Source organism: Jeotgalibacillus marinus (assembly GCF_040801915.1).
Lineage (GTDB): Bacteria > Bacillota > Bacilli > Bacillales > Jeotgalibacillaceae > Jeotgalibacillus > Jeotgalibacillus marinus.
The window spans coordinates 184933-206164 of sequence record NZ_JBFMIA010000002.1 but is presented as its reverse complement, the minus strand read 5'-3'; the positions used below and the strand labels follow the sequence as shown (position 1 = coordinate 206164).

At 39.1% G+C, this 21232-nt stretch carries 18 protein-coding genes, 1 riboswitch and 1 other annotated feature; of the genes, 9 read left to right on the top strand and 9 right to left on the bottom strand.

Going from position 1 to position 21232, the window contains the following annotated elements; translation table 11 throughout:
- Positions 1 to 672: 672 nt before the first annotated feature.
- The 3 genes from AB1471_RS03995 (at position 673) to AB1471_RS03985 (ending at position 3648) form a co-directional block, all read left to right on the top strand.
- Positions 673 to 1044, top strand: a complete 372-nt coding sequence (locus tag AB1471_RS03995) for a VOC family protein (RefSeq protein ID WP_367778307.1) — start codon at positions 673 to 675, stop codon at positions 1042 to 1044.
- A gap of 118 nt (positions 1045 to 1162) precedes the next feature.
- Positions 1163 to 1386: a binding site (T-box leader), on the top strand.
- Positions 1387 to 1432: 46 nt separating this feature from the next.
- Positions 1433 to 3136: an arginine--tRNA ligase gene (gene argS, locus AB1471_RS03990; protein ID WP_437342328.1), complete on the top strand. Its 1704-nt coding sequence runs from the start codon at positions 1433 to 1435 to the stop codon at positions 3134 to 3136.
- A gap of 200 nt (positions 3137 to 3336) precedes the next feature.
- Positions 3337 to 3648: a hypothetical protein gene (locus AB1471_RS03985; protein WP_367778305.1), complete on the top strand. Its 312-nt coding sequence runs from the start codon at positions 3337 to 3339 to the stop codon at positions 3646 to 3648.
- Between the two features lie 105 nt (positions 3649 to 3753).
- Here AB1471_RS03985 and AB1471_RS03980 read toward each other — a convergent pair whose 3' ends face one another.
- Positions 3754 to 4743, bottom strand: coding sequence for an aldo/keto reductase (locus AB1471_RS03980; protein ID WP_367778304.1), 990 nt, complete (start codon positions 4741 to 4743; stop codon positions 3754 to 3756).
- A gap of 320 nt (positions 4744 to 5063) precedes the next feature.
- Here AB1471_RS03980 and AB1471_RS03975 point away from each other — a divergent pair, with 320 nt between their 5' ends.
- Both AB1471_RS03975 and AB1471_RS03970 read left to right on the top strand, forming a co-directional pair.
- Positions 5064 to 5525: an SRPBCC family protein gene (locus AB1471_RS03975; protein WP_367778303.1), complete on the top strand. Its 462-nt coding sequence runs from the start codon at positions 5064 to 5066 to the stop codon at positions 5523 to 5525.
- Positions 5526 to 5637: 112 nt separating this feature from the next.
- Entirely contained in the window at positions 5638 to 6822 is a 1185-nt protein-coding gene (locus AB1471_RS03970) for a class I SAM-dependent rRNA methyltransferase (protein WP_437342327.1), read from the top strand.
- A 143-nt stretch (positions 6823 to 6965) separates the two neighbouring features.
- Here the strand turns inward: AB1471_RS03970 and ytaF are convergent, their stop codons facing one another.
- The 5 genes from ytaF to AB1471_RS03945 all read right to left on the bottom strand — a co-directional run bounded on the left by ytaF (position 6966) and on the right by AB1471_RS03945 (position 10934).
- Positions 6966 to 7604, bottom strand: a complete 639-nt coding sequence (ytaF, locus tag AB1471_RS03965; protein ID WP_367778302.1) for a sporulation membrane protein YtaF — start codon at positions 7602 to 7604, stop codon at positions 6966 to 6968.
- A 248-nt stretch (positions 7605 to 7852) separates the two neighbouring features.
- Positions 7853 to 8050 (bottom strand): YwbE family protein, encoded by a 198-nt coding sequence (locus AB1471_RS03960; protein WP_367778301.1) that lies wholly within the window; start codon positions 8048 to 8050, stop codon positions 7853 to 7855.
- An 87-nt stretch (positions 8051 to 8137) separates the two neighbouring features.
- On the bottom strand, positions 8138 to 9028 hold the full coding sequence (locus tag AB1471_RS03955; protein ID WP_367778300.1) for a manganese catalase family protein: 891 nt from the start codon (positions 9026 to 9028) through the stop codon (positions 8138 to 8140).
- A 73-nt stretch (positions 9029 to 9101) separates the two neighbouring features.
- Complete coding sequence (locus tag AB1471_RS03950) at positions 9102 to 9326, bottom strand: YuzF family protein (protein ID WP_367778299.1); 225 nt, start codon at positions 9324 to 9326, stop codon at positions 9102 to 9104.
- Positions 9327 to 9554: 228 nt separating this feature from the next.
- Positions 9555 to 10934, bottom strand: coding sequence for a dipeptidase (locus AB1471_RS03945; RefSeq protein WP_367778298.1), 1380 nt, complete (start codon positions 10932 to 10934; stop codon positions 9555 to 9557).
- A gap of 718 nt (positions 10935 to 11652) precedes the next feature.
- Between AB1471_RS03945 and AB1471_RS03940 the strand changes: the two genes are divergently transcribed.
- The 4 genes from AB1471_RS03940 (at position 11653) to AB1471_RS03925 (ending at position 15727) form a co-directional block, all read left to right on the top strand.
- Positions 11653 to 12918, top strand: a complete 1266-nt coding sequence (locus tag AB1471_RS03940) for a hemolysin family protein (RefSeq protein ID WP_367778297.1) — start codon at positions 11653 to 11655, stop codon at positions 12916 to 12918.
- A gap of 136 nt (positions 12919 to 13054) precedes the next feature.
- Positions 13055 to 13169: riboswitch (SAM riboswitch) on the top strand.
- A 74-nt stretch (positions 13170 to 13243) separates the two neighbouring features.
- On the top strand, positions 13244 to 14299 hold the full coding sequence (locus tag AB1471_RS03935) for an LLM class flavin-dependent oxidoreductase (RefSeq protein WP_367778296.1): 1056 nt from the start codon (positions 13244 to 13246) through the stop codon (positions 14297 to 14299).
- A gap of 25 nt (positions 14300 to 14324) precedes the next feature.
- Complete coding sequence (locus AB1471_RS03930; RefSeq protein ID WP_367778295.1) at positions 14325 to 15287, top strand: ATP-grasp domain-containing protein; 963 nt, start codon at positions 14325 to 14327, stop codon at positions 15285 to 15287.
- A gap of 116 nt (positions 15288 to 15403) precedes the next feature.
- Positions 15404 to 15727 carry an ArsR/SmtB family transcription factor gene (locus AB1471_RS03925; protein WP_367778294.1) on the top strand — a complete coding sequence of 108 codons (324 nt, stop codon included), beginning with the start codon at positions 15404 to 15406 and terminating at the stop codon, positions 15725 to 15727.
- A 183-nt stretch (positions 15728 to 15910) separates the two neighbouring features.
- Here AB1471_RS03925 and AB1471_RS03920 read toward each other — a convergent pair whose 3' ends face one another.
- From AB1471_RS03920 to AB1471_RS03905, 3 genes are all read right to left on the bottom strand, one after another.
- A complete protein-coding gene (locus AB1471_RS03920; RefSeq protein WP_367778293.1) occupies positions 15911 to 18310 on the bottom strand; it encodes a M4 family metallopeptidase in 2400 nt (799 codons plus the stop codon).
- A 1176-nt stretch (positions 18311 to 19486) separates the two neighbouring features.
- Positions 19487 to 19906, bottom strand: a complete 420-nt coding sequence (arsC, locus tag AB1471_RS03910; RefSeq protein WP_367778292.1) for an arsenate reductase (thioredoxin) — start codon at positions 19904 to 19906, stop codon at positions 19487 to 19489.
- A gap of 19 nt (positions 19907 to 19925) precedes the next feature.
- Positions 19926 to 21224 carry an arsenic transporter gene (locus tag AB1471_RS03905; RefSeq protein ID WP_367778291.1) on the bottom strand — a complete coding sequence of 433 codons (1299 nt, stop codon included), beginning with the start codon at positions 21222 to 21224 and terminating at the stop codon, positions 19926 to 19928.
- Positions 21225 to 21232 lie beyond the last annotated feature (8 nt).

Genomic DNA, 21232 nt, shown 5'->3' with positions numbered 1-21232 from the left:
GTGTCTTGTTTTCGGCTAAGTATACCATAGATCAACTTAGATAAAATAAATTATTAGAGTGAATATTAAATGGTGAAACGTCCTTTTTTTCATGAACACAGTTGTTGGCTACCACCTCTAGTTTGCCACCACCATCTGATCGCAATTCCATTCTGTTAGCTTAAGATCAAGTTGTTTACATTAAGGAGTATGTATTTTACAATTGTGAGAAAATAGAGAACGTTTTTCATCATATAGAGATCAGTCAGAAAGTTGGAGAAATGTCGCTTGTACTTAGGTCCAGTACTGATTCCTCACGCTTAAATTTAAAAAAGGAGGTAGCTCCCATTAAAGTCATCGCCTCTCACGGATATGTGACAGTAACACGAAAAATTCATTGGGAAGAACAACTTATTATTGAGAATAATCATGATTTATTGTTATACGATCATTGTATTTCCGATCAAACACGTCAGTTTTTTCTCTCGGAAATATTAGATATATCATATAAGGCCAGTGCTAATAGTTATGGATGGCTTTATATTCATACAGTTAAAGGGCTCTTTCCATACAAAGTGAAAGAACATCCCAAGCTTTTTATCGAAAAATATCGAGAATTAAAATAGTTTTTCGGTATAATATTTGACATTTTTTGGGTGTTTCGAGATTATGTAGGGGAAGGGGGAATGAGGTATGAGTTTTTCTTTTAGAGGGATTGACCATGTACAATTAGTTTCACCTAAAGGCAAAGAAGATGAAGCAAGAAGGTTTTATACAGGGGTATTAGGTCTTGAAGAAATTCCGAAGCCAGAAAACCTACGTCATAGAGGCGGCTGTTGGTTTATATGTGGTCCGCAAGAAATTCATATTGGCGCATTAGAACCATTTGTTGCACCAAAAAAAGCACATCCAGGTTTCGTCGTTGAAGGTTTACAAAACTTGCGTCAAAAACTAGAGGAAGCTTCGTTTTTGATCGAAGAAGAAGAACCGATTACTGGAAGAGATCGAATGTTTTTAAAAGATCCATTCGGGAATCGACTAGAATTCATTGAATTTCATAAGTAATTAAATTCAACGCTGTCGTCTACTTTTTTACTGGCTGGGTGATATCTTCAATGGAAATCGTTGAAGTAAGTGTTGCACGGTGAGGGATACATCCGTATAATAAGTAAAAATTATAAATTTTAAATCGATGAACGAGAGAGTAGACTTTAGGAGATGCTGAAGCGAGTTGGGGATGGTGTAAGCCCGGCGCAGAACTAATGTTGAAACGCACTCGTGAGGTGTGATGCTGAACATGAGTAGGCATCAACGGATAAAGCGTCCGTTATTCGCTTGAGTTGGAGTGCACCTTTATGGGGTGAGTTCAATTGGAGTGGTACCGCGGATAAAGCATTCGTCTCCTGCATTTTTTGCAGGCGACGAATGCTTTTTTGTATTTATACAAGGAGGAATGAAGATGAAGAGAGACATCGCTCAAACGCTAAATGAGTTATTAAGCAACAAGTTTTCAACAATCGAAATTGAAAAAATGATAGAAAAACCAAAACATGTTGATCATGGAGATTTGGCATTTCCGTGTTTTCGGTTTGCTCGTGAATTCAAACAGTCCCCAGCCGACATAGCTAGAGATTTAGGTGGAGCTTTTGTATGTGAAGGTGTCCATAAAGTGAATGTTGTTGGTGGATACATTAATTTCTATCTTGATATACCAATATTGGCCGCAAAAGTCATGTCAGATATCACTACTCAAGGTTCTCATTTTGGAGAAAAACAGGTGGGACAAGGGAAAGCTGTCACGATTGATTTATCTTCGCCTAATATTGCAAAACCGTTTTCCATGGGGCACTTGAGATCAACAGTAATCGGGAATGCTCTTGCTAATATCGTTGAAAAAGTAGGTTATAAGTCAATTCGTATCAACCATATTGGTGATTGGGGTACACAATTTGGCAAGCTTATTACCGCCTATAAAAAATGGGGGGATGAAGAGAAAGTTAAAACTTCACCCATTGTTGAATTGCATAAATTATATGTTCATTTTCATGAACAAGCTGAATTGGATCCTTCATTAAATGATGAAGCCCGTTTATGGTTTAAACGTTTGGAGGAGGGTGATGCGGAAGCAGCTAAACTGTGGGAGTGGTTCCGAGAGGTCTCTCTTCATGCTTTTTCACTCGTTTATGAACTGATGGGCATCTCGTTTGACTCATTCAACGGAGAAGCATTTTATAATGATAAAATGTCAGCTGTGATCGACATGCTTGAGCGGGCAAATTTGTTGGAGGAATCTGATGGTGCAATGGTTGTACGACTTGATGAGGAAGGGCTCCCGCCATGTTTGATTAAGAAAAGAGACGGAGCTACTCTTTATGCAACACGAGATTTAGCAGCTGCCTACTACCGTTACGAGAACTATTCATTCGCAAAATCTTTATATGTAGTGGGCAACGAGCAATCGCTTCATTTTAAACAACTAGCGGCTGTTTTGAAGAAGTTAGATGTTCCATGGGCGAATGATCTTGTCCACATTCCATTTGGTATGATGTTGAAAGACGGCAAGAAAATGTCGACACGCAAAGGGAAAGTCGTTTTGTTAGAGGAGGTACTTGCTCAATCAGTTAAAATTGCACAAGCTGCTATCGAAGAAAAAAATCCAACTCTCGCAAAAAAAGATCTTGTGGCAAAAAAAGTAGGTGTAGGGGCTGTATTGTTTCATGATTTAAAAGTGTTTCGTCAAAATGATGTTCATTTTTCACTTGAAGATATGCTGAGGTTTGAAGGGGAGACAGGACCATATGTCCAATATGCGCATGCAAGAGCGTGCTCAATTCTTCGTAAAGCTAAAATGGACATGCAACATGGATGGTCAACTACTTATGAAACATTTGGTGAAGAAGAACGACCGCTCATAATCCAACTGCATGCATTTGAAGACACCATTTCAGAAGCAGTAAAAGAATGGGATCCATCTAAAGTTGCCAAATACGTAGTAGAACTATGCCAACACTTCAACCACTACTACGCACATGTCAACTTTCTGCAAAACGCAAATGAACAAGAAAAACAACAACGCCTAACACTTATATATAGCACGACCATTGTTATAAAAGAAAGCCTGCGATTATTGGGCATTGATGCTCCTGAAGAGATGTAGCAATTACTTTCGTTCGCTGAAGGGGACTGTGGACTGTAGCGAGCGAAAGTGCTTCAACCCCCATCTACATAAGCATTTCGGTGTTCGTTGGAGACAGAAATGGTTATGATGGAAAGAGCAATATACATTTTCGGCAGAGAGGGTTCAGGAGGTTATCCTTTTTGCTGTGAGAAAATGAAAAACTGAAAGGGAAATGTCGGATGAAGAATCGTAAAGCAGCGATGCTGTTGTGGGCTAGTCATGTGTTCTATTGTTTATTTTTACCTGTGTGGTTTATTTTCTTTGGCCTGTCAATGAGGATGTTCGATGATCCTAAGCTAGAAGGGAACATACTTGCAATTGTTCTGAAGTACGTGATTGGTGCGTATCCATTTGTTGTGATCGCGGTAATTGTAGTGACCTGGCTATCCTATCAAAAAGAGATATGGAAAAAAATGATTTTAGTCAATGCGCTTCCAATAGTATGGATTGGTCCAATCTTGCTTCTATTTTTGTTTGCTAATTTTATTTAAGGCAGTTTTCTAAGTTGAGGAAGCACTCATCTTTTCAGTTTGGGCAGAGTAGCTTATATAACTGAATTAAAACAAGCACAGAATTCTCTGCGCTTGTTTTAATGATTATTTTTTCGGAGATTTTTCGACAATTTCCCAGGAAATACGTGAAATCTCTTCAAGCTCATCGCGTGATAATTCAAAATTCATTGCTCCGATATTTTCTTCTGCATGATGAGGTTTTGAGGCGCCAGGAATCGCAAAAACTGTTTCACCGTGGTATGAAATTATCCAGTTGAGTGCGATTTGACTTGCGCTCACCTCATATTTTTTTGCCAATTCTTCAAGTTTTAAAATAAGTGGATACGATTTTGCCAATCCGTTAGGTTTAAAGCGCCCTAAATATTTTCTCATGCCACTTTTTTGAACAAGTGATGGATCGTTATGAAATTTCCCGCTGAGAATCCCTTGTTCAAGAGGTGAGTAGGCTATAAGAGAAATGCCAAGCTCTTTTGCTGCGTCAAGAACTCCGTTTTTTTCAATTCTTCGATCTAATAAGCTGTACCTCACTTGATTGGATGTTAAGTTGAGCCCATATTCCTGAAGTCTTGCATGTGCTTTTCTCATGGCAACCTCACTGAAATTACTTACACCTACGTAGTTGATTTTCTTTTCCTCAACTAGCTTGACCATTTGATCCATCTCTTTCTCAACGGAAGAAAAGGAGTGTGGTTGATGAACTTGGTATAAATCGATTGGACGATGATTTAACTTTTCTTGTCGTGTACCAATAGTGTTTGTAATGGAAGAGGAAGAACGGAAAAGTGGCCACCATTTAGTCGCGATATGTGCATCTTCAGGTGAAATGTTCAGTTCGTCTAACATGGCAGCAAGTGTTTCTTCAGATTGTCCTTTACCATAAACTTCAGCTGTATCAAACCAATTAATGCCTCCATCTAATGAAGTCTGTATGATTTCCTTGACTGTGCTATCCTCCATTGTAGCCCAATATCGTCCAACAATTCCTGTACCATTGCTGAACTGCCAGCACCCGAGACCTAGTGGTGAAAGTTTAAGGTCAGTTTGTCCAATCGCTCTTTTGTTGATTTTGCTCATTCTCTAATCCTCCCTAATATGTGTAGTGTGTAATGAGTAGCATACTATGTTCGTTCGGAAAATAACAATTTAATGCAATAAGTACGTGGGAATTTTCAATAGAATACGAGAAGCAAAGTTATCCACATATTATACACAATGAAAAAAGCTACCTTCCTATGCAAGTTGATTTCAAACTTTGATTCATTCTTAGGATAGAAATCTAATTACTATTTAATCTATTCATTTTTTTAGTATTGATGTACATATATGAATGGGCTTATCTTAACCCTATAATAGGTATATAGATATTTAATTATTACAAGCGGGGGGCATGATCAATGGGAGCACTTAATCAAACGATGGTCATCGACAGACCAATTGAGACCGTTTTTGCAATGGCAACCGATATGGAAAGGTCGCCACTAATCATGGATCAGGTCGAGCAGGTAGAAAAATTAACGAATGGTCCAGTTGCAGAAGGAACAAAATATCAAGAGGTTCGCAATCTAGGTGGGCGGCGGGTCCAATCAACTCTAGAGGTTATTGAATTTGTACCCGCAGAATCGTATGCCGTTTCAAGTGAACAAAACGGAGTGAGAATTGAATTTCGTTATACATTCAAACCTCAAGGAGAATCAACGTACGTAACCTTTGATGGGACGATTCAAACGAGTGGCTTTATACGCCGTTTATTTAAAGGGATGGTTGTGCGCATGATTTCCAAGGAAGAACTGTTCCATTTACAAAAATTAAAAAAGTATATTGAAAAAGAGGAAACAACGAAAGATAAAGCATTGTAAAGGAATTATTTTATAGGAAATTTGTGTGAGATCAACTGGTCAGTTATGATGGGGGTATTGCATAAAGGTCTTATCTAATAAGATCAACCCATGCTGTTGAGGAGAGATCATATTGAGCACGATTAAAATTAAGAACAAATTTAAAAATAAAGTAGCAAACGGTTTTCCGCTATTAACAAAAGAGATGCTTGTTAATCAAGATCAGTTGAAGCAGGAAGGTGATATTCTTGTTGCGGTTGATGAGCGAAATCAATTTATTGCGAAAGGATTTCAAGGAAATCAAAATAAAGGAATTGGCTGGCTTTTAACATGGGATTCGAGTGAAGAAGTGGATCAGCGATTATTTTCAAATCGATTACGTGCTGCGCTTGGGCGTAGAAAGAGCTGGTTTACGAAAACCAATACGACTGCTTTTCGTGTGTTTAACGGTGAAGGGGATGGTATTGGTGGGCTGACAATTGATTATTTTGATGGTCATTATTTATTCACGTGGTATAGCGAGGGGATTTACCTTTTCCGCGATGAAATTTTAGCTGCTTTTGAAGAGCTTTCTTCGTATAAAAGTATTTATGAAAAAAAGCGTTTTGATACGAAAGGGAAATATTTGGCTGATGATGACTTTGTACGTGGAGAACGTCCATCATTTCCATTAATCATCAAAGAAAATGGAGTGAATTTTTCTATCTATCTAAATGATGGAGCGATGGTTGGGGTGTTTCTTGACCAACGTGATGTTAGGCGTGCAATTCGTGATCGTTTTGCTGATGGAAAATCAGTCCTTAACCTGTTTTCTTATACAGGTGCATTTTCGGTTTTTGCATCTTTAGGTGGAGCGGTTAAAACGACAAGTGTCGATTTAGCAAATCGAAGCGTGGCAAAGACAATTGAACAATTTAGCATGAATGGGATCGACTATGAAGCACAAGACATTCTCGTTCGTGATGTGTTCCGTTATTTTGATTATGCGGTTAAAAATAATGTAAAGTTTGATCTTGTCGTCATGGACCCGCCAAGCTTTGCGCGTTCGAAAAAACATACTTTCAGTGCGGCAAAAGATTATAAAAATTTAATGAAGCAAGCGATTGATGTGACAGAAGATAAAGGAATGATTGTTGCTTCCACAAATGCAGCTTCATTTAACATGAAAAAATTCCAACGTTTCATAGATGAAGCGTTTAAAGAAAAAGGAATTCGCTATGAAATCCTTGAGACGTATTCACTACCTGAGGACTTCATGATCTCGTCTTCTTTTCCTGAAGGAGATTATCTGAAAGTTGTTTTTGTGAAAAAGAAATAGCTGTTCCACAATGTCATTCACCACCAAGCAATAGACCTCCTTTGAACTCTGCACTTTTTCAAGTGTAATTAGCGATAAGAAGGTCTATTTTTTGCTCCTACTTCGCAACGTCGGCATCCATAACTGCTTATCCTGCTCCTGTATTAAAAAAACCTAGTTAGACCAAGCAAAATGAGTAAAATTCCTGGTATGAATGACACGTGTTGGATCCATTTTATATGATTGAACATATTTCCTATTTTTACTCCACCAGTTGTAAATGATAAAGACAGAATCAGTACTGCTGCTGACAATAACAGCGGAGGATAACCTAAAAATGCTGCAGCAATACCAGCACCTAAACCATCCAATGATAACGCTATCCCTAATATTATTGCTTCAAATCCAGTAATCGTTCCAGAACGACCAAAGTCTGCTGCCAGAGGACGCTTCAGAATATTGATGACAAAACCAATCGATTTGATTTCAAAATTTAATAATATTTTTTCTTCATTAGGCACTTCATCTTCTTTTTCAGGTCGGAAAAATTGATATAAAATATACGTACCTAGTGCAATCAAAATGGTTCCTCCAATATGTTCTGCTGTAGTGGGGGACAAGAAGGATTCAAGTGATTGACCAACTAGCATTGATAATAATAATATCCCTGCCGCAAAGGTAGACATAAGAAAAACCCATTTGAGAGGAATGGTCATTTTGCGAAGGCCATACGTCAGCCCCGCACAGAAAGTGTCAAGGGATAAAGCCAGAGCCAGTAGCACTAATGAAAGAGATGCAGACATTAAAAAAACTCCTTCCAAATAACTTGATTCGGTAGTATATGGAAAGGGCGTTTATAATGTTAAATATTTTATTAATTTTAGGCATATGACCCAACTAGGTGCTTCTCTTCCTGTTGACCATCTTTTCTTATTGAGTTCTACACATTTGCCACTAGAGTGAAGGGTAAACGAAAGCAGCTAGCATTCGCTACGTAAGCGAAAACTAGCTGCTTTTCGTTCATGTCGTTCCAGTGATAACTGTTTCTGCTTTAGTTACTGTGTATGTTTTTAACTCGACCGACTTGCCCATCTTCTAGACGTACTTTTATGCCGTGAGGGTGGTTGGGGGATTTGGTTAGGAGGTCTTTCACGACGCCTTTTGTTAACTTACCTGAGCGTTGATCTTGCTTCAATACGATATCTACTTCAATGCCAGGTTGGATGTTGCTTCTTAGTTGTCCGTTCATGATTTGTTCCTACTCTCTACATGTTTTATTCATCTTATCATAGTACACAAAAAAGAGGGCAAGTTTACTTGACCCTCTGTGTAACTATTACAATTTTGCCATTAGACGTTTGGCAATTTGTTCATATTCATCACGACCAATTCCAGGGGCGAATTCTTCTGGTAAGTCATCAAGGTCGGGAATTGGAGCTCCTTGTGGAACGCCGTCTTGGACGATTAGCGGTTGTCCATTACTTGGGTTTGTGCCTTTCCAGATCGAACGTATATCTTGATAGTCAGTGTCACTCCAAGTAAACAGAACATTACCTACACCTTGATCTTCGTATTTCCTAGCATGATCAAATACGCGATTATCTAAGCTTGGAATTGGTATCATTTTTTTCATATCTACGCCTGTTGCCATTTCAATCGCTTTGGCATAAGCAAGGACGTGCGTTCCACCGCGCACGAGTAAATAACCAATCATTTCGCGGGCTGTTGGATGATCGGTCATTTCATATACGCGCATTTTATGCGTTCTTGCCCCTACCTCTAGGAAGAAGTTGTGTAAAAGGTCTAACACTAAATTTCCACTCGTAAACACATGATCTCCTCGCCAAGAATTACCCATAGAGTCGCCTGCTAGAGCTGTTTGGGCTGACGCAATAAAAGAATAAGTGTTTCTTTTATCTTTTGCATCTTGCAATGGTGTTAAGTCAGGTTCGGCGGTAAAAGTTGTTCCTTTTTGCAATAAATTAATGGTGTTGGCGACGAGCTCTACATGACCAAACTCTTCAGCTGTAATGCTTGCGACAAGGTCATAAAATGGTTTTAGTTTCCCTTTTTGACGGAAATTAAATGATTGATACATATAGTTGTTCAGAGTGGACATTTCACCGAATTTCCCACCTAAAAGCTCTTGTACCGCCGCAGCCGCATTGGCGTCGCCATATTCTGGAGCTGGGAGCTCAATTAGCAGTTTGTTTACTCTCTTAAACATCAGTTCTCCTCCTCTAACATGGTCGTCCTACTATTTATATGTGTGGGAGGAGAAGTTATGAAAGCAGATCTAGTTAAGAAGGTGACACCCATACAATTCTTTGAATTCGGACAAAAAATGGCGTGCGATTGATGTTAATCACAATGTGGTCTGGCGTAACGCCGCTTAACGTACCTTGTAGCGTGTTTTTAGTCGTTTGAACAACAATTTCATTCCCCATCAAATCACTGAGTGTTTGATATAAGTAAGGATCATACGTGCTGGTAAGCTGGACAGATTGTTGAGGTTGACCATTCATCTACATACACCCCTTAAGTAGCAATTGGTCTAGTATATGTTTCATTTTTGGGCGGTGTGACTATAATCCGAAACAGCAGGATCATCTGTCATGGTTTAATTTATGCTCACCGAAGGGCGCTCATAAAGGTAAGATCACGTTTTCGGGGTTGTTTCCATTTGTTTTCCGTATCCCGACACAACAAAAAGCACCCCAAAGGATGCTAAGAGTGATCAATTAAAAATCTAGTTACTTAGAAAATGTTTGAGGAAGTTCACTCAAATAATTAGCAATCACACGCAAACCTTGGTCAAAATTCTCAAGATGAAAGTGTTCATTCGGTGCGTGGAAATTCTCACCCGGCAAGCCGAACCCCATCAATACGATTGGCTTTTGTAAGATTTGGTCAAACGTAGCAACAATCGGGATTGAGCCGCCACCGCGAATGAACTGTGTTGGAACTCCGTACACTTTTTCATATGAACGACCAGCTGCTTGGATGGCAGGGTGAGAATAAGGGGTCACGTAAGGTGCTCCTTTATCAAATGGTGTAACGGTTACTGTGACACCTGGTGGCGTATGAGCGTTAACGTGTTTTGTTAACAATTCAACGATTTCATCTGGATCTTGGTTCGGCACAAGTCGGCACGTGATCTTCGCATGTGCTTCATTCGGCAACACGGTCTTGATTCCTTCCCCTTGGAATCCACCCCACATACCGTTAATTTCTAGTGTTGGACGGACCCAAGTGCGTTCAATATACGTATAGCCTTCTTCACCGACTAATTCCTCAACCGTTAGTTCTTCTTTTAGGCCGTCCTCTGAGAAATTAAGCGCATTATAAGCTGCTTTTTCCTCATCACTGAGTGCTTCTACCTTGTCGTAAAAACGTTTCACTTGAATGACCCCGTTGTCATCACGGAATGACTCAAGTAACTGAACAAGTGCATGTAGCGCGTTTTGAACGCCACCACCGTACAATCCAGAATGAAGGTCACCTTTTGCTCCTTTTACATCGATCTGTACACCAGCGAGTCCGCGCAACCCGTAACAAATAGCTGGCCGTCCTTTTTCCTGCATTCCAGTGTCTGAGATGAGGATTACATCGGATGCTAGTAGTTCTTGGTTTTCTTCTACAAACGCTGGAAGATTAACACTACCAATCTCTTCTTCACCTTCAATTAAAAATTTCACATTTACAGGTAGCTCTCCGTGTATGTTCATTAAAGCTTCAATGGCTTTTAGGTGCATGAAGAATTGTCCCTTATCATCTGTAGCGCCACGTGCGAAGATTTTATTGTCACGTATGGTTGGTTCAAATGGTGCAGTTTCCCAAAGGTGCAGCGGATCAACTGGCTGAACATCGTAATGACCGTAAATTAACACAGTCGGTTTGTTTTCCGCGTGAATCCAATCAGCATATACAACAGGGTGACCTTTTGTGGGGTGAAGCTTAATGTTTTCCATTCCAATTTTCTTTAAAGAATCTGCTATCCATTCTGCTCCTCTAAGTGTATCTTCTTTATGCTCAGAAAGTGAGCTGACACTTGGGATCGAAAGCCATTCTGTTAACTCGTTTAAATGTTGATCACGGTACTTTGTAAGGTAGTTATGAATGTCGTTATGCATGAGTATTGCCTCCTTATGTAGTAGGGTAGTTGACAAACGTTTAGCAGTAAGCTATGATGTGGGTTGATCATTTTACGAGAGCGACAAGAGAGTCGTGCTGACCTCACCAGCCGCTCCTAATTAAATAAAGGTCTGGCATTTAAGGCCTGATTGACTAGATTCGCCCTAGAGCGAGATCAACTGAGCAGTAAAAGTCGTTTGACACCAACAATAGGTATTACCCCCAAAAGCATGTCTGCGTGTACACATACATGTGCAAGGCATCCACTATTTTCTGCGTATCAAAGGACCATTCCATGTTTTACTTCTTATCGGTTCAGAATGTTTGAACCCTTTCAGACCAAAATCCAGATAACTGTACTAATGGGACAACCATTAACGTAGTAATGTCTGATTCACACTGGCACGGTCGAGGAGCCGTAAGGACGAAAGAGAGGTAGGGCTTTCGTTGTCTTAGGTGTTATGTAATAGTCACTCTCGTAAAAGTGATCAACCAATAAATGAACTCTATTTTACTTTACCTCTAGAAACCCCCTTTATCAAATATTCCACACTAGTTTCTCGCAAGAAAAATCCCCAGTTAAAAGCATTCATATGTAACACCATTTAATCGATAAGAAATATCTAAACTTTCAAATTGTGCGAGTGGAAATCTAATGCAATTTAGTATACGCTAAGCTTAATAAAAAACGTTTGATAAAAATCAGGAGGAATATCGTTGGAATTTATAGCCATAGCCTTGTTACTCTTTATGTCATTTTTTCTTTCAGGAAGCGAAACAGCTCTAACAGCAGTTAATAAAATGAAAGTTAAAACACGTGCAGAAAGAGGCGATCTTGCTGCAGAGAAGCTTTTAAAAACAGTGGCTAAGCCAGATAAAATGATTACAACTATTTTGATTGGAAACAATATTTCCAATATTATGATGCCAACCCTAGTGACCATGATTGCTATTAATTATGGTTTCTCAGTAGGGATAGCAACGGCGATATTAACTGTTACGGTCATTATTTTTGCGGAAGTCATCCCAAAAACCATTGCGGCAACTTTTGCTGATCGTATTGCTTTCATCGTAAGTCCAGTCATCCGAATGCTAATGACATTATTAAGTCCCATTACCTTCTTATTGTCTCGATTCACAAATGTTGTTATCCGTGTTTTGTCAAAAGGTGACATTAAAGAAGCAACCATCACGAAAGAAGAATTACGCACAATGGTCGATATCGCTTCAACAGAGGGAACATTTATAGGTGATGAATCATTACGTATTAAAGGGGTACTAGACTTCCAACATAAAGACGTTGGGGATGCGATGAAGACGCCGCGTGTTGATATTGTTGGTATGCCGGTAAATTTCACATACGAGGAAGCACGAAATCATGTCGTTGATAATCCCTATACACGCTATCCAGTATTCAAAGAAAATATGGATAACATCGTGGGGGTCTTTCATTCAAAGCAAGTGATTGAGTGGTCAATGAATCCAGAAAGGCCATTTAATGAATTTATAGACGAGGATCCATTGTTTACAGTAGAAACGACTTCCATTGAACGCATCTTTAAACGCATGCTTCAAGCAAAAAAACACTTTGCGATTATCTTAGATGAATACGGTGGTACACTTGGAATCATCACGCATGAAGATATTATTGAAGCGATGATTGGACAAGAAATTGCGGATGAAAATGATGATGACGAAGAGGTTTGGATTGACGAATTAACGGACTCCCACATCATTTGTCATGGAAAGCTTGCGATTCACCGATTAAATGAAGCCTTTAAAATAAGGTTACCTGAAGAACAAGATGTTCTTGCGGGCTTTGTATTAAAAGAAATTGGTCATCTCCCAGAACAAGGAGAAGCGTTTGATTATCAACATCTACGTTTTAATGTAATCGAAATGGATAAAAACAAAATTACAAAAGTAAAAATAGAAAAGCATATTATGGAAGGAAATAAGAAGAGTAGCGTTCTCGAATCCTAAAAATATGTTGAAAAAGCGACTGTCACGCAGTCGTTTTTTCTTTCGTAAAAACTAATTGATTGTTCGGAAAATTATTGATTTTTCGCTTGACTAATAACCGACTTGTACGATAGGATTAACGTATTAAAGTGAATAGCTCTTATCAAGAGTGGTGGAGGGATTGGCCCTATGAAGCCCGGCAACCACTGACACAAGTCAGAATGGTGCTACGTCCAGCAGGAGATTGAGAAATATTTCCTGAGAGATAAGAAAGAAGCAAAGCACACAACTTCTTCTGTCTCAGGGGAAGTTTTTTTGTTTATTTAGAAGAGGAGAGTGAGGATTAATGAAGTATGGATTTTGGTTACCGATCTTTGGTGGTTGGCTTCGCAATGTGGAGGAAGAAAGAATGCCACCAACCTTTGACTATGCTAAAAAGGTTGTCCAGTCTGCCGAACAATGGGGATACGACACTACATTAATTGCTGAACTTTATTTAAACGATATAAAAGGACCTGAACGAGATTCACTTGAAGCATGGTCAACTGCTGCAGCGCTTGCCGCTGTAACAGATAAAATTGAGATCATGACAGCAATCAGACCGGGTTTTCACAATCCAGCGGTCACGGCGAAAATGACTGCAAACATCGATCACATCTCAAACGGACGCTTTACACTAAATGTTGTATCTGCATGGTGGGCTGAAGAAGCAAAGCAGTACGGTGGCGTCTTCACTGAACATAATGAGCGTTACGATCGTACGGAAGAGTTTATAAAAGTGATGAAAAGCTTATGGACAGAAGAAACGTTCAGTCATAAGGGGAAGTTTTACAATATAGACGGAACCAAGCTCGAACCAAAGCCAGTTCAACGTCCAAATCCGATTCTTTACGCAGGTGGGGAAAGCCCTCGCGGAAAAGAAACAATAGTCAATCACTGTGACGCGTATGTGATGCATGGTGGAACAGTAAAAGAGATTGAGAAGAAAATTGATGAAATGAAACAGCGTCGAGCAATTGCAGGTAAAGATCCATTTCAGTCGTTCGGTATGGCCGCTTACATTATTTGTCGTGATACAGAAGAAGAGGTTCAAGAAGAGCTAGAGCGTATTACCGATGTAAAAGATGTAAGTGGGTACGCGGGTTATAACGATTTTGTTAGCAAATCACAGCTGGAACAGCAAGTAAAGCTATTGGATTACTCTGTTTCAAATCGTGGGTTACGTCCAAACTTAATTGGAACACCAGAACAAATTGCAGACCGCATCATCGCTTTTGAACAAGTAGGATTAGATTTATTGCTCCTTCAATTTTCACCGCAGCTTGAAGAAATGAAACGATTTTCAACCAAAGTAATGCCACTTGTTGAGAAAAAACGTAACCTAGAAAACATAAGCGTATGATTTCGCAGTAGGAGGGTGACCACCAATGGGTAAAGTATACGTGTTACATGAAAATGATGAATGGACTGTTCATTTAACGAAACGATTAGATGAACGAAACGTGCCTTATGAAGTTTGGCATTTAGATGAAGGTGTTGTGGACTTAACAGAAGAGCCTCCAGAGGGTATTTTTTACAGTAGAATGAGTGCGTCATCTCATACACGCGACCACCGATACGCACCAGAGTTAACAGAATCTGTGCTTTCATGGTTGGAACGCCACGGTAGAAAAGTGTTCAATGGCTCGAGAGCGCTTCGACTAGAAGTAAGTAAAGTCAATCAATACATGGCACTTAATGCACAAGGCATCAAAACGCCGAAAACGATGGCAGCAGTAGGGCGTAAACAAATTATCGAAGCGGCAGAAAAACTTGGTGAAAAATCATTTATTACTAAGCACAATCGAGCTGGTAAGGGATTAGGGGTTCAATTATTTCATTCAATTGAAGGCTTAAAACAATATGTGAATGGAGAGGACTTTGAACTTCCGGTCGATGGCATTACATTGATTCAAGAATACATCGAAGCGCCAGAACCATTTATTACACGATGTGAATTTATTGGCGGGGAATTTGTTTATGCTGTTCGTGTAGATGCGTCCGAAGGATTCGAACTTTGTCCAGCCGACGCATGCCAAATAGGGGACCTCTTTTGTCCAGTAGGGGAAGAAGTTGAAGAAAAACCGAAATTTAAAGTGGTCACTGATTTTGATGATCCGATCATTGCACAATATGAATCGTTCTTATCTGCCAATCACATTGCAGTAGCAGGAATTGAATTCATTCGTGATGCGGACGGCACCGTTTACACGTATGACATCAACACTAATACAAACTATAATGCAGATGCCGAAGAAAAAACCGGTAAATATGGAATGGTGGAGTTGGCAAAATTCCTTGAACAAGAACTTAAAAAAGAAGATCATGTTCTAGCTTTAAGTGATTTATAAAAAACGTTAGTCGGTTGAAGCGGCGGACTATGTGCTTCAACCGTCTAATGTTGCGCTTTCTCTGAACAAGAGGTATATTGTATATCAAATAAAATTGATTTAAAAGGAGGATTCTTATGAAAGGGTCTCAAGAATTAAAGCCTACACAAGAAACGTTTCAAAAGTTTGAAAAAAAATTTAAAGCATTGGCTGATGAAAAGAGGCTTGAAATTCTTCATTTAGTTCAAAAGCATGGTTCAGTATGCGTGTGTGATCTAGCTGAAGTGATTGCAATGTCGCAATCAAAACTGTCCTACCATTTAAAGCAGCTATTGGATGCAGACTATGTAACTGTTGAAAAGAAGGGGACATGGAATTATTATTCAATCAACGATGAAGGTTTAAATGGAGTCCTGTCACCAGAGCTTTGTTGCCTGTTTCGGAACGGGGATAAGTGTTAACTACAATTGTTCTAGTGGCAACATCGCTGAAAAAGACGTCATCTCGAACACCTACCCCTTCACTTTTTTCATACAAAAACCTGTAAGTTCTTAGAGAACTTACAGGTTACGTCCGGCAACCAAAAGGTTTGCGGTAAACCCTCCACATGCTGATTTTCAATCAGTTGAAGAATCTACTCCAGCTTATTGTAAGGGTGCATCACTGAAATATTTCACTTGATCTACCGTAAAGCCAAATGCTGTGATGCTGAAATCACTTTCTAAAGTTGCGCTAATTTCGTCACCATCAACAATGACCCAAAATGCATCTTTTGCACCATCGTGGCTCTCAACCGTCGTTCCATTTTGATCTTTAATACGGACAAAATCATAGTTTGCTTCTGTTTCAAACGCTGAGAAGTGGATAGCTACTTTTTGAGCCCCTGCTTTTTTATAAGTAAATGTGTCTGTAAAATTATTCGTATACGGGTGTGGTGTATCATAGCTTGTTTCTTCAACGAGCCATTCACCTTCACTCACCACTTCTTCCGGATAAGAAACCGTCAATGTATACGGACTCGTGCTATTTGCACCATCCCAGCCAATGACTTTCACATAAAACGTTCCTGCACCTGATGCATTATACGTAATGGATTCGTTAGAAGTATTTGCATTTTCTGACTTATCCAATGTTGAACCGTCACTACTTAATAAAAATAAATCGTAATCCTTTGGCACATTTGTTAAATCAATTGAGATTTCACCTGCTCCACTTGTTGTAAACTTATAGAAGTCGTCATCATTTGCATAAGAAATGTAAGAAGTATTCGCTTCTCCACTAGCTACTTCATATGCTTCACTTAACGTGTTGTTTGGCTCAAATGTATCATCAGTACCAGGGTCAACAACGGAACCACCGATTCCAACTGCTGCAAAGCCATCCGCTATCGCATTGTACTCAACTCCATCCTCACCATAAATATCTGCTGCTGATTGAAGTAACGCGTTACGAGCATCAATAAATTGTGATTGGGATGTTAAATATTGTGTTAATGCACGATAATAAATTTGACCTGATTTATCTAGACCAATTGTATTGGCAATGTTATAAAAAGCTTTGTTTGGAATTCCACTGTTCGTGTGAACACCACCCCAGTCACCCTGTTGCGTATTAGGTAAAACGACAAAATCATCATAGTGATCAGGTTGTCCATATTGAGTTGGATTCGAAATACTTCTTAACGCATCTCCACTAATTCCAGGTGTATAGACTTCTTCACCTAAAAGCCAATCGACTGATCCTTCATAGCCAGCCTCTACGATTAGTCCAAACACATCTGAAAATGATTCATTTAATGCACCTGGCTCAAGTTCATAAACTAAATCTGCAGAAAAGTCGGTTACAGCATGTGTTAACTCATGACCAACCACATCTAATGATGCTGATAATGCGGTAAATGTTGATCCATCTCCATCACCGTACACCATTTGCGTTCCAACCCATGCAGCATTGTTCCATGGTCTACTTAAGTCGTTTTGATCACGGACGTGCACACTTGAAATAATGTCACTTCCTTGATTGTCATAGCTATTTCGATTATGCTCCTCTTTGAAATAATCATAGACAACTCCAGCATAGAAATGCGCGTCGACGGCTGCTTTTTGACGAGAAGAAGTAAAGTTATTATCACTGTCCGTGACAATGGTTCCTGTAGCCCACTGATCTCCAGCATCATACGTTTCAATATTTCCATTCATAGGCTTCGTACGATCAGACAATGAATAGGTGCCACTTTGTTCATACGTATTGATCGTTTTCGTATCACCTAAAACCCCAGTACCTGTCCCAGTTGTTTCTGCATGTTGAATTCTGTTATAAGAATCAAGAATTTCACCTTTCTTAGCACTAATAAAGAAGTACTCACGGCCAATGTATGGCTCAAGGAACTGTAGTTCAACAACATAAGCAGGCTCCCATTTATTTTCATGCTTATAAATATACAGCTCAGAAGATGGTTCAACCGTATACGTATTTTCATCTGGCGTAAAGCTTAACTGTGCTTCAGCAATGTCAATTGCCTCCTGTTTAGAAAGTTTTACAGAATTAGACCACTTTTTATTCTCTAGCTTTGGCTCAACAGTACCGTTGATCGCTGTAATTACACCATCGACATCTGTATGAACAATAAGCTCAGCACCAAACACAGGTATTCCATCAGCCTTTAGCTGCGTACGATAATGAGTCATCCCTTGCTCATCTTTTTCAATTTTTTGGATCTCAAATTCACCAGAATTTACATTAAATATGTCTTGATTCTCACTTAGAAAATCAGAAATATTTGCATTTTTATCTGATAGTTTACCAGATATGTAGCTTGGAATCCCTTTCTTTTCATCCCATGTCATTTTAAATTTAGCATTGGCTTTTGTTGTTTTTTCTTGCAATTTTTCCAATTTCTTTTGCTGCTTAGTCTTTTGTTTTGCTTCAGAAGAAGCTTTTTCTGTCGTCTCCAATGCTGAAACTGTGGATGTTGTCGGTACGATTAATGTACTTAGTGCTATCCCCGTTGCTAACATCGACGTAACAAATTTTCTCTTTTTCATTTTTCTCCTCGTTTCTCTTATTTTTTGTGAGCAGCTTGGTTTATTATAAGTATTCGTATGCGGATACTTTGAATTAAAATGTAGTGAGTACGAGGATGACACAAATGATAAGGTGCATCCAAAAATAAACTTCTACTATACATTTGATAGAAAGCTTTCAGCTGTATTTGTAGAAACTATTCCGATATATAATCACTGACACTAAAATTACGTTGAGATCAAACTTTTGATAGTTACCTAATGGACAAGAACAGCTCACTCATATACTTTATATAATTCTGAACATTTGCACAATGTTTTTTTGGTAATTTTGTGAAATTGAATATTTATTACTATAAAATAATAAATCTACAACAATTTGATATATTTACTAGTGAATTAGTATGATTTTTATCAAATGGGAGATTTCCTACCATTGTTATCTAACTTCCCTCATATATATGAATTATTGTAAGTGTAGCGAAAAGAGTCTGAGGTGGTTGAAATGCCGCAATCAAAACTGTCCTATCATTTAAAGCAGCTACTGCATGCAGACTATGAACCGTTGAAAAGAAGGGGACATGTAATCATTATTCAATCAACGATGAAGGTTTGAATGGAGTCCTGTCACCAGAGCTTTGTTGCCTGTTTCGGAGCGGGAATAAGTGTTAACTACATTTATTCTGGCAGTTATATCAATTATTTTTGATTTTTAAAATAAAAAAAGAGCTTGTTTTGAACAAAGATGATCAAAATAAGCATAGTAAGATATCTTTTTTTGTAAAGCAATTTTTTATTGAAACAGGCGAATAATGTATCCGTCTTCTTCCACATTCGGAATCCAGGCAAACCAAATTTGTCAAAAACACGCCTTGCCCGTTTTCCCTTTTATCGAAGTTTTATCCGCGGCTGTAGTGCCAATATCGAAGTCTGAGTGGAGGATATCCGCGGATATGGCATCGTTATCGAAGTCTGCTCAGCGTTTATCCGCACTTCATGCCAAACGTCCTACCGTACATAATGGATATACATATTTCATATTTGAAACGTAACACAAATTCTTACTCATAAGAACCCTTCGTCAATGATCATTGCTTTATTATTTCACTCGAAATAAACAGAAAACCCGAATAAGGACACTTTTTATTTTAGTGTCCATTATTCGGGTTATCGTTCACTTTTTCATACTAACTATTATCATTGGCCCTTTTCAGCAAATTCCTTAATACGAGTACCAATTTGATCACGTACGGTTTGGAATACAATCCATTTTTCTTCGGCTGTGCCTTCTGCTTTGGCTGGATCGTCAAATCCCCAGTGTTCACGCTTTACATGCGGTGGAGTCATTGGACAATGGTCTTCCGCATGCCCGCACAAGGTTACGACAAGATCCGCATTGTTTAAAATGTCTGGATCGATTGTATTCGATGTTTGTCCAGAAATATCAATGCCAACTTCATTCATTGCTTTGACTGCGTTTGGATTTAAGCCGTGTGCTTCAAGCCCTGCACTTAAGACTGTCCATTCGTCACTTAAATAGTTTTTACCAAAGCCTTCAGCTATTTGGCTTCGGCACGAGTTTCCTGTACATAGAAAATAAAGTGTTTTTGTCGCCATTTGAATCACTCCTTCAAAGTTATAAGATAATCATTAGCCATAAATAAAGACCAATTAAAGTGAATAGTAGGGTTGGAATTGTAAGGATGATTCCCACTTTAAAATAGTATCCCCAACTGATATTAAATCCTTTTTTACTTAATACATGTAGCCATAAAAGAGTGGCCAAAGAACCGATTGGTGTAATTTTAGGTCCAAGGTCAGAACCGATTACGTTCGCATAAATAAGTGCTTCGCGAATGGCGCCAGTTGTCGTTGTTTCTTGAATCGCTAAAGCGTCAATCATAACAGTAGGCATGTTGTTCATAACGGACGAAAGAAGCGCTGCGATAAAGCCCATACTGATCGTTGCGACAAACAGCCCTTGAGCAGCTGCTACTTCAATCACATCCGCCAATACGCTTGTTAAACCTACATTTCGTAAACCGTAAACGACGACATACATACCGATTGAAAAAAACACAATTGCCCACGGTGCATCTTTAACCACAGTTTTTGTATGAACGGCAGGACTGCGGCGAGCGATCAATAAGAACACAATCGCGATTACCCCAGCGATCATCGAAACGGGCACGCCAGTAAATTCACTCGCGAAATAGCCGATGAGCAATACAGCTAAAACGCCCCAAGACAAACGAAACATTTTCGCGTCTTTAAGTGCATCTTTCGGTTTTCTCAACTGACTCATATCATAATTTTCTGGAATGCTTTTACGGAAAAATAGCCATAAGACCAGTAAACTTGCTCCGATGCTAAAAAAGTTCGGGATGATCATGCGGCTCGCGTACTCGGCAAAACCAATTCCAAAGACGTCCGCCGAAACGATATTTACAAGGTTGCTTACGATTAATGGTAAAGACGCCGTATCTGCAATAAATCCACTTGCCATAATAAACGGTAAAATCATGGCTTCTTTAAAGTTCAGGTTTCTTACCATTGCAAGAACAATCGGTGTTAAAATCAGCGCTGCACCATCATTCGCAAAGAATGCTGCGACAAGTGCACCTAGAAGTGTGACGTAAACAAACATTTTAATTCCGCTGCCATTGGCAAAACGAGCCATATGAAGAGCAGCCCATTCGAAAAATCCAATTTCATCTAAAATGAGTGAAATGATAATAAGTGCGACAAACGTTAAGGTAGCATTCCAAACGATGGATGTTACATCAACAACATCTTGCATTGATACTACGCCAAGAAGTAACGCGATGAGTGCTCCACCACATGCAGACCAACCAATTCCCAGTCCTTTTGGCTGCAAAATCACAAGTGTTAATGTCGCTAAAAAAATAAGTATGGCTAAACTTACTGAAAACACGGGCTACA

Bases quoted from the DNA above. Each gene is read 5' to 3' on its own strand.
- AB1471_RS03935 (WP_367778296.1), top strand. From the start codon at position 13,244: ATGAAGTATGGATTTTGGTTACCGATCTTTGGTGGTTGGCTTCGCAAT.
- AB1471_RS03945 (WP_367778298.1), bottom strand. From the start codon at position 10,934: ATGCATAACGACATTCATAACTACCTTACAAAGTACCGTGATCAACAT.
- argS (WP_437342328.1), top strand. From the start codon at position 1,433: ATGAAGATGAAGAGAGACATCGCTCAAACGCTAAATGAGTTATTAAGC.
- AB1471_RS03975 (WP_367778303.1), top strand. From the start codon at position 5,064: ATGGGAGCACTTAATCAAACGATGGTCATCGACAGACCAATTGAGACC.
- AB1471_RS03930 (WP_367778295.1), top strand. From the start codon at position 14,325: ATGGGTAAAGTATACGTGTTACATGAAAATGATGAATGGACTGTTCAT.
- AB1471_RS03995 (WP_367778307.1), top strand. From the start codon at position 673: ATGAGTTTTTCTTTTAGAGGGATTGACCATGTACAATTAGTTTCACCT.
- ytaF (WP_367778302.1), bottom strand. From the start codon at position 7,604: ATGTCTGCATCTCTTTCATTAGTGCTACTGGCTCTGGCTTTATCCCTT.
- AB1471_RS03985 (WP_367778305.1), top strand. From the start codon at position 3,337: ATGAAGAATCGTAAAGCAGCGATGCTGTTGTGGGCTAGTCATGTGTTC.
- AB1471_RS03950 (WP_367778299.1), bottom strand. From the start codon at position 9,326: ATGAATGGTCAACCTCAACAATCTGTCCAGCTTACCAGCACGTATGAT.
- AB1471_RS03955 (WP_367778300.1), bottom strand. From the start codon at position 9,028: ATGTTTAAGAGAGTAAACAAACTGCTAATTGAGCTCCCAGCTCCAGAA.
- AB1471_RS03920 (WP_367778293.1), bottom strand. From the start codon at position 18,310: ATGAAAAAGAGAAAATTTGTTACGTCGATGTTAGCAACGGGGATAGCA.
- AB1471_RS03980 (WP_367778304.1), bottom strand. From the start codon at position 4,743: ATGAGCAAAATCAACAAAAGAGCGATTGGACAAACTGACCTTAAACTT.
- AB1471_RS03960 (WP_367778301.1), bottom strand. From the start codon at position 8,050: ATGAACGGACAACTAAGAAGCAACATCCAACCTGGCATTGAAGTAGAT.
- AB1471_RS03925 (WP_367778294.1), top strand. From the start codon at position 15,404: ATGAAAGGGTCTCAAGAATTAAAGCCTACACAAGAAACGTTTCAAAAG.
- arsC (WP_367778292.1), bottom strand. From the start codon at position 19,906: ATGGCGACAAAAACACTTTATTTTCTATGTACAGGAAACTCGTGCCGA.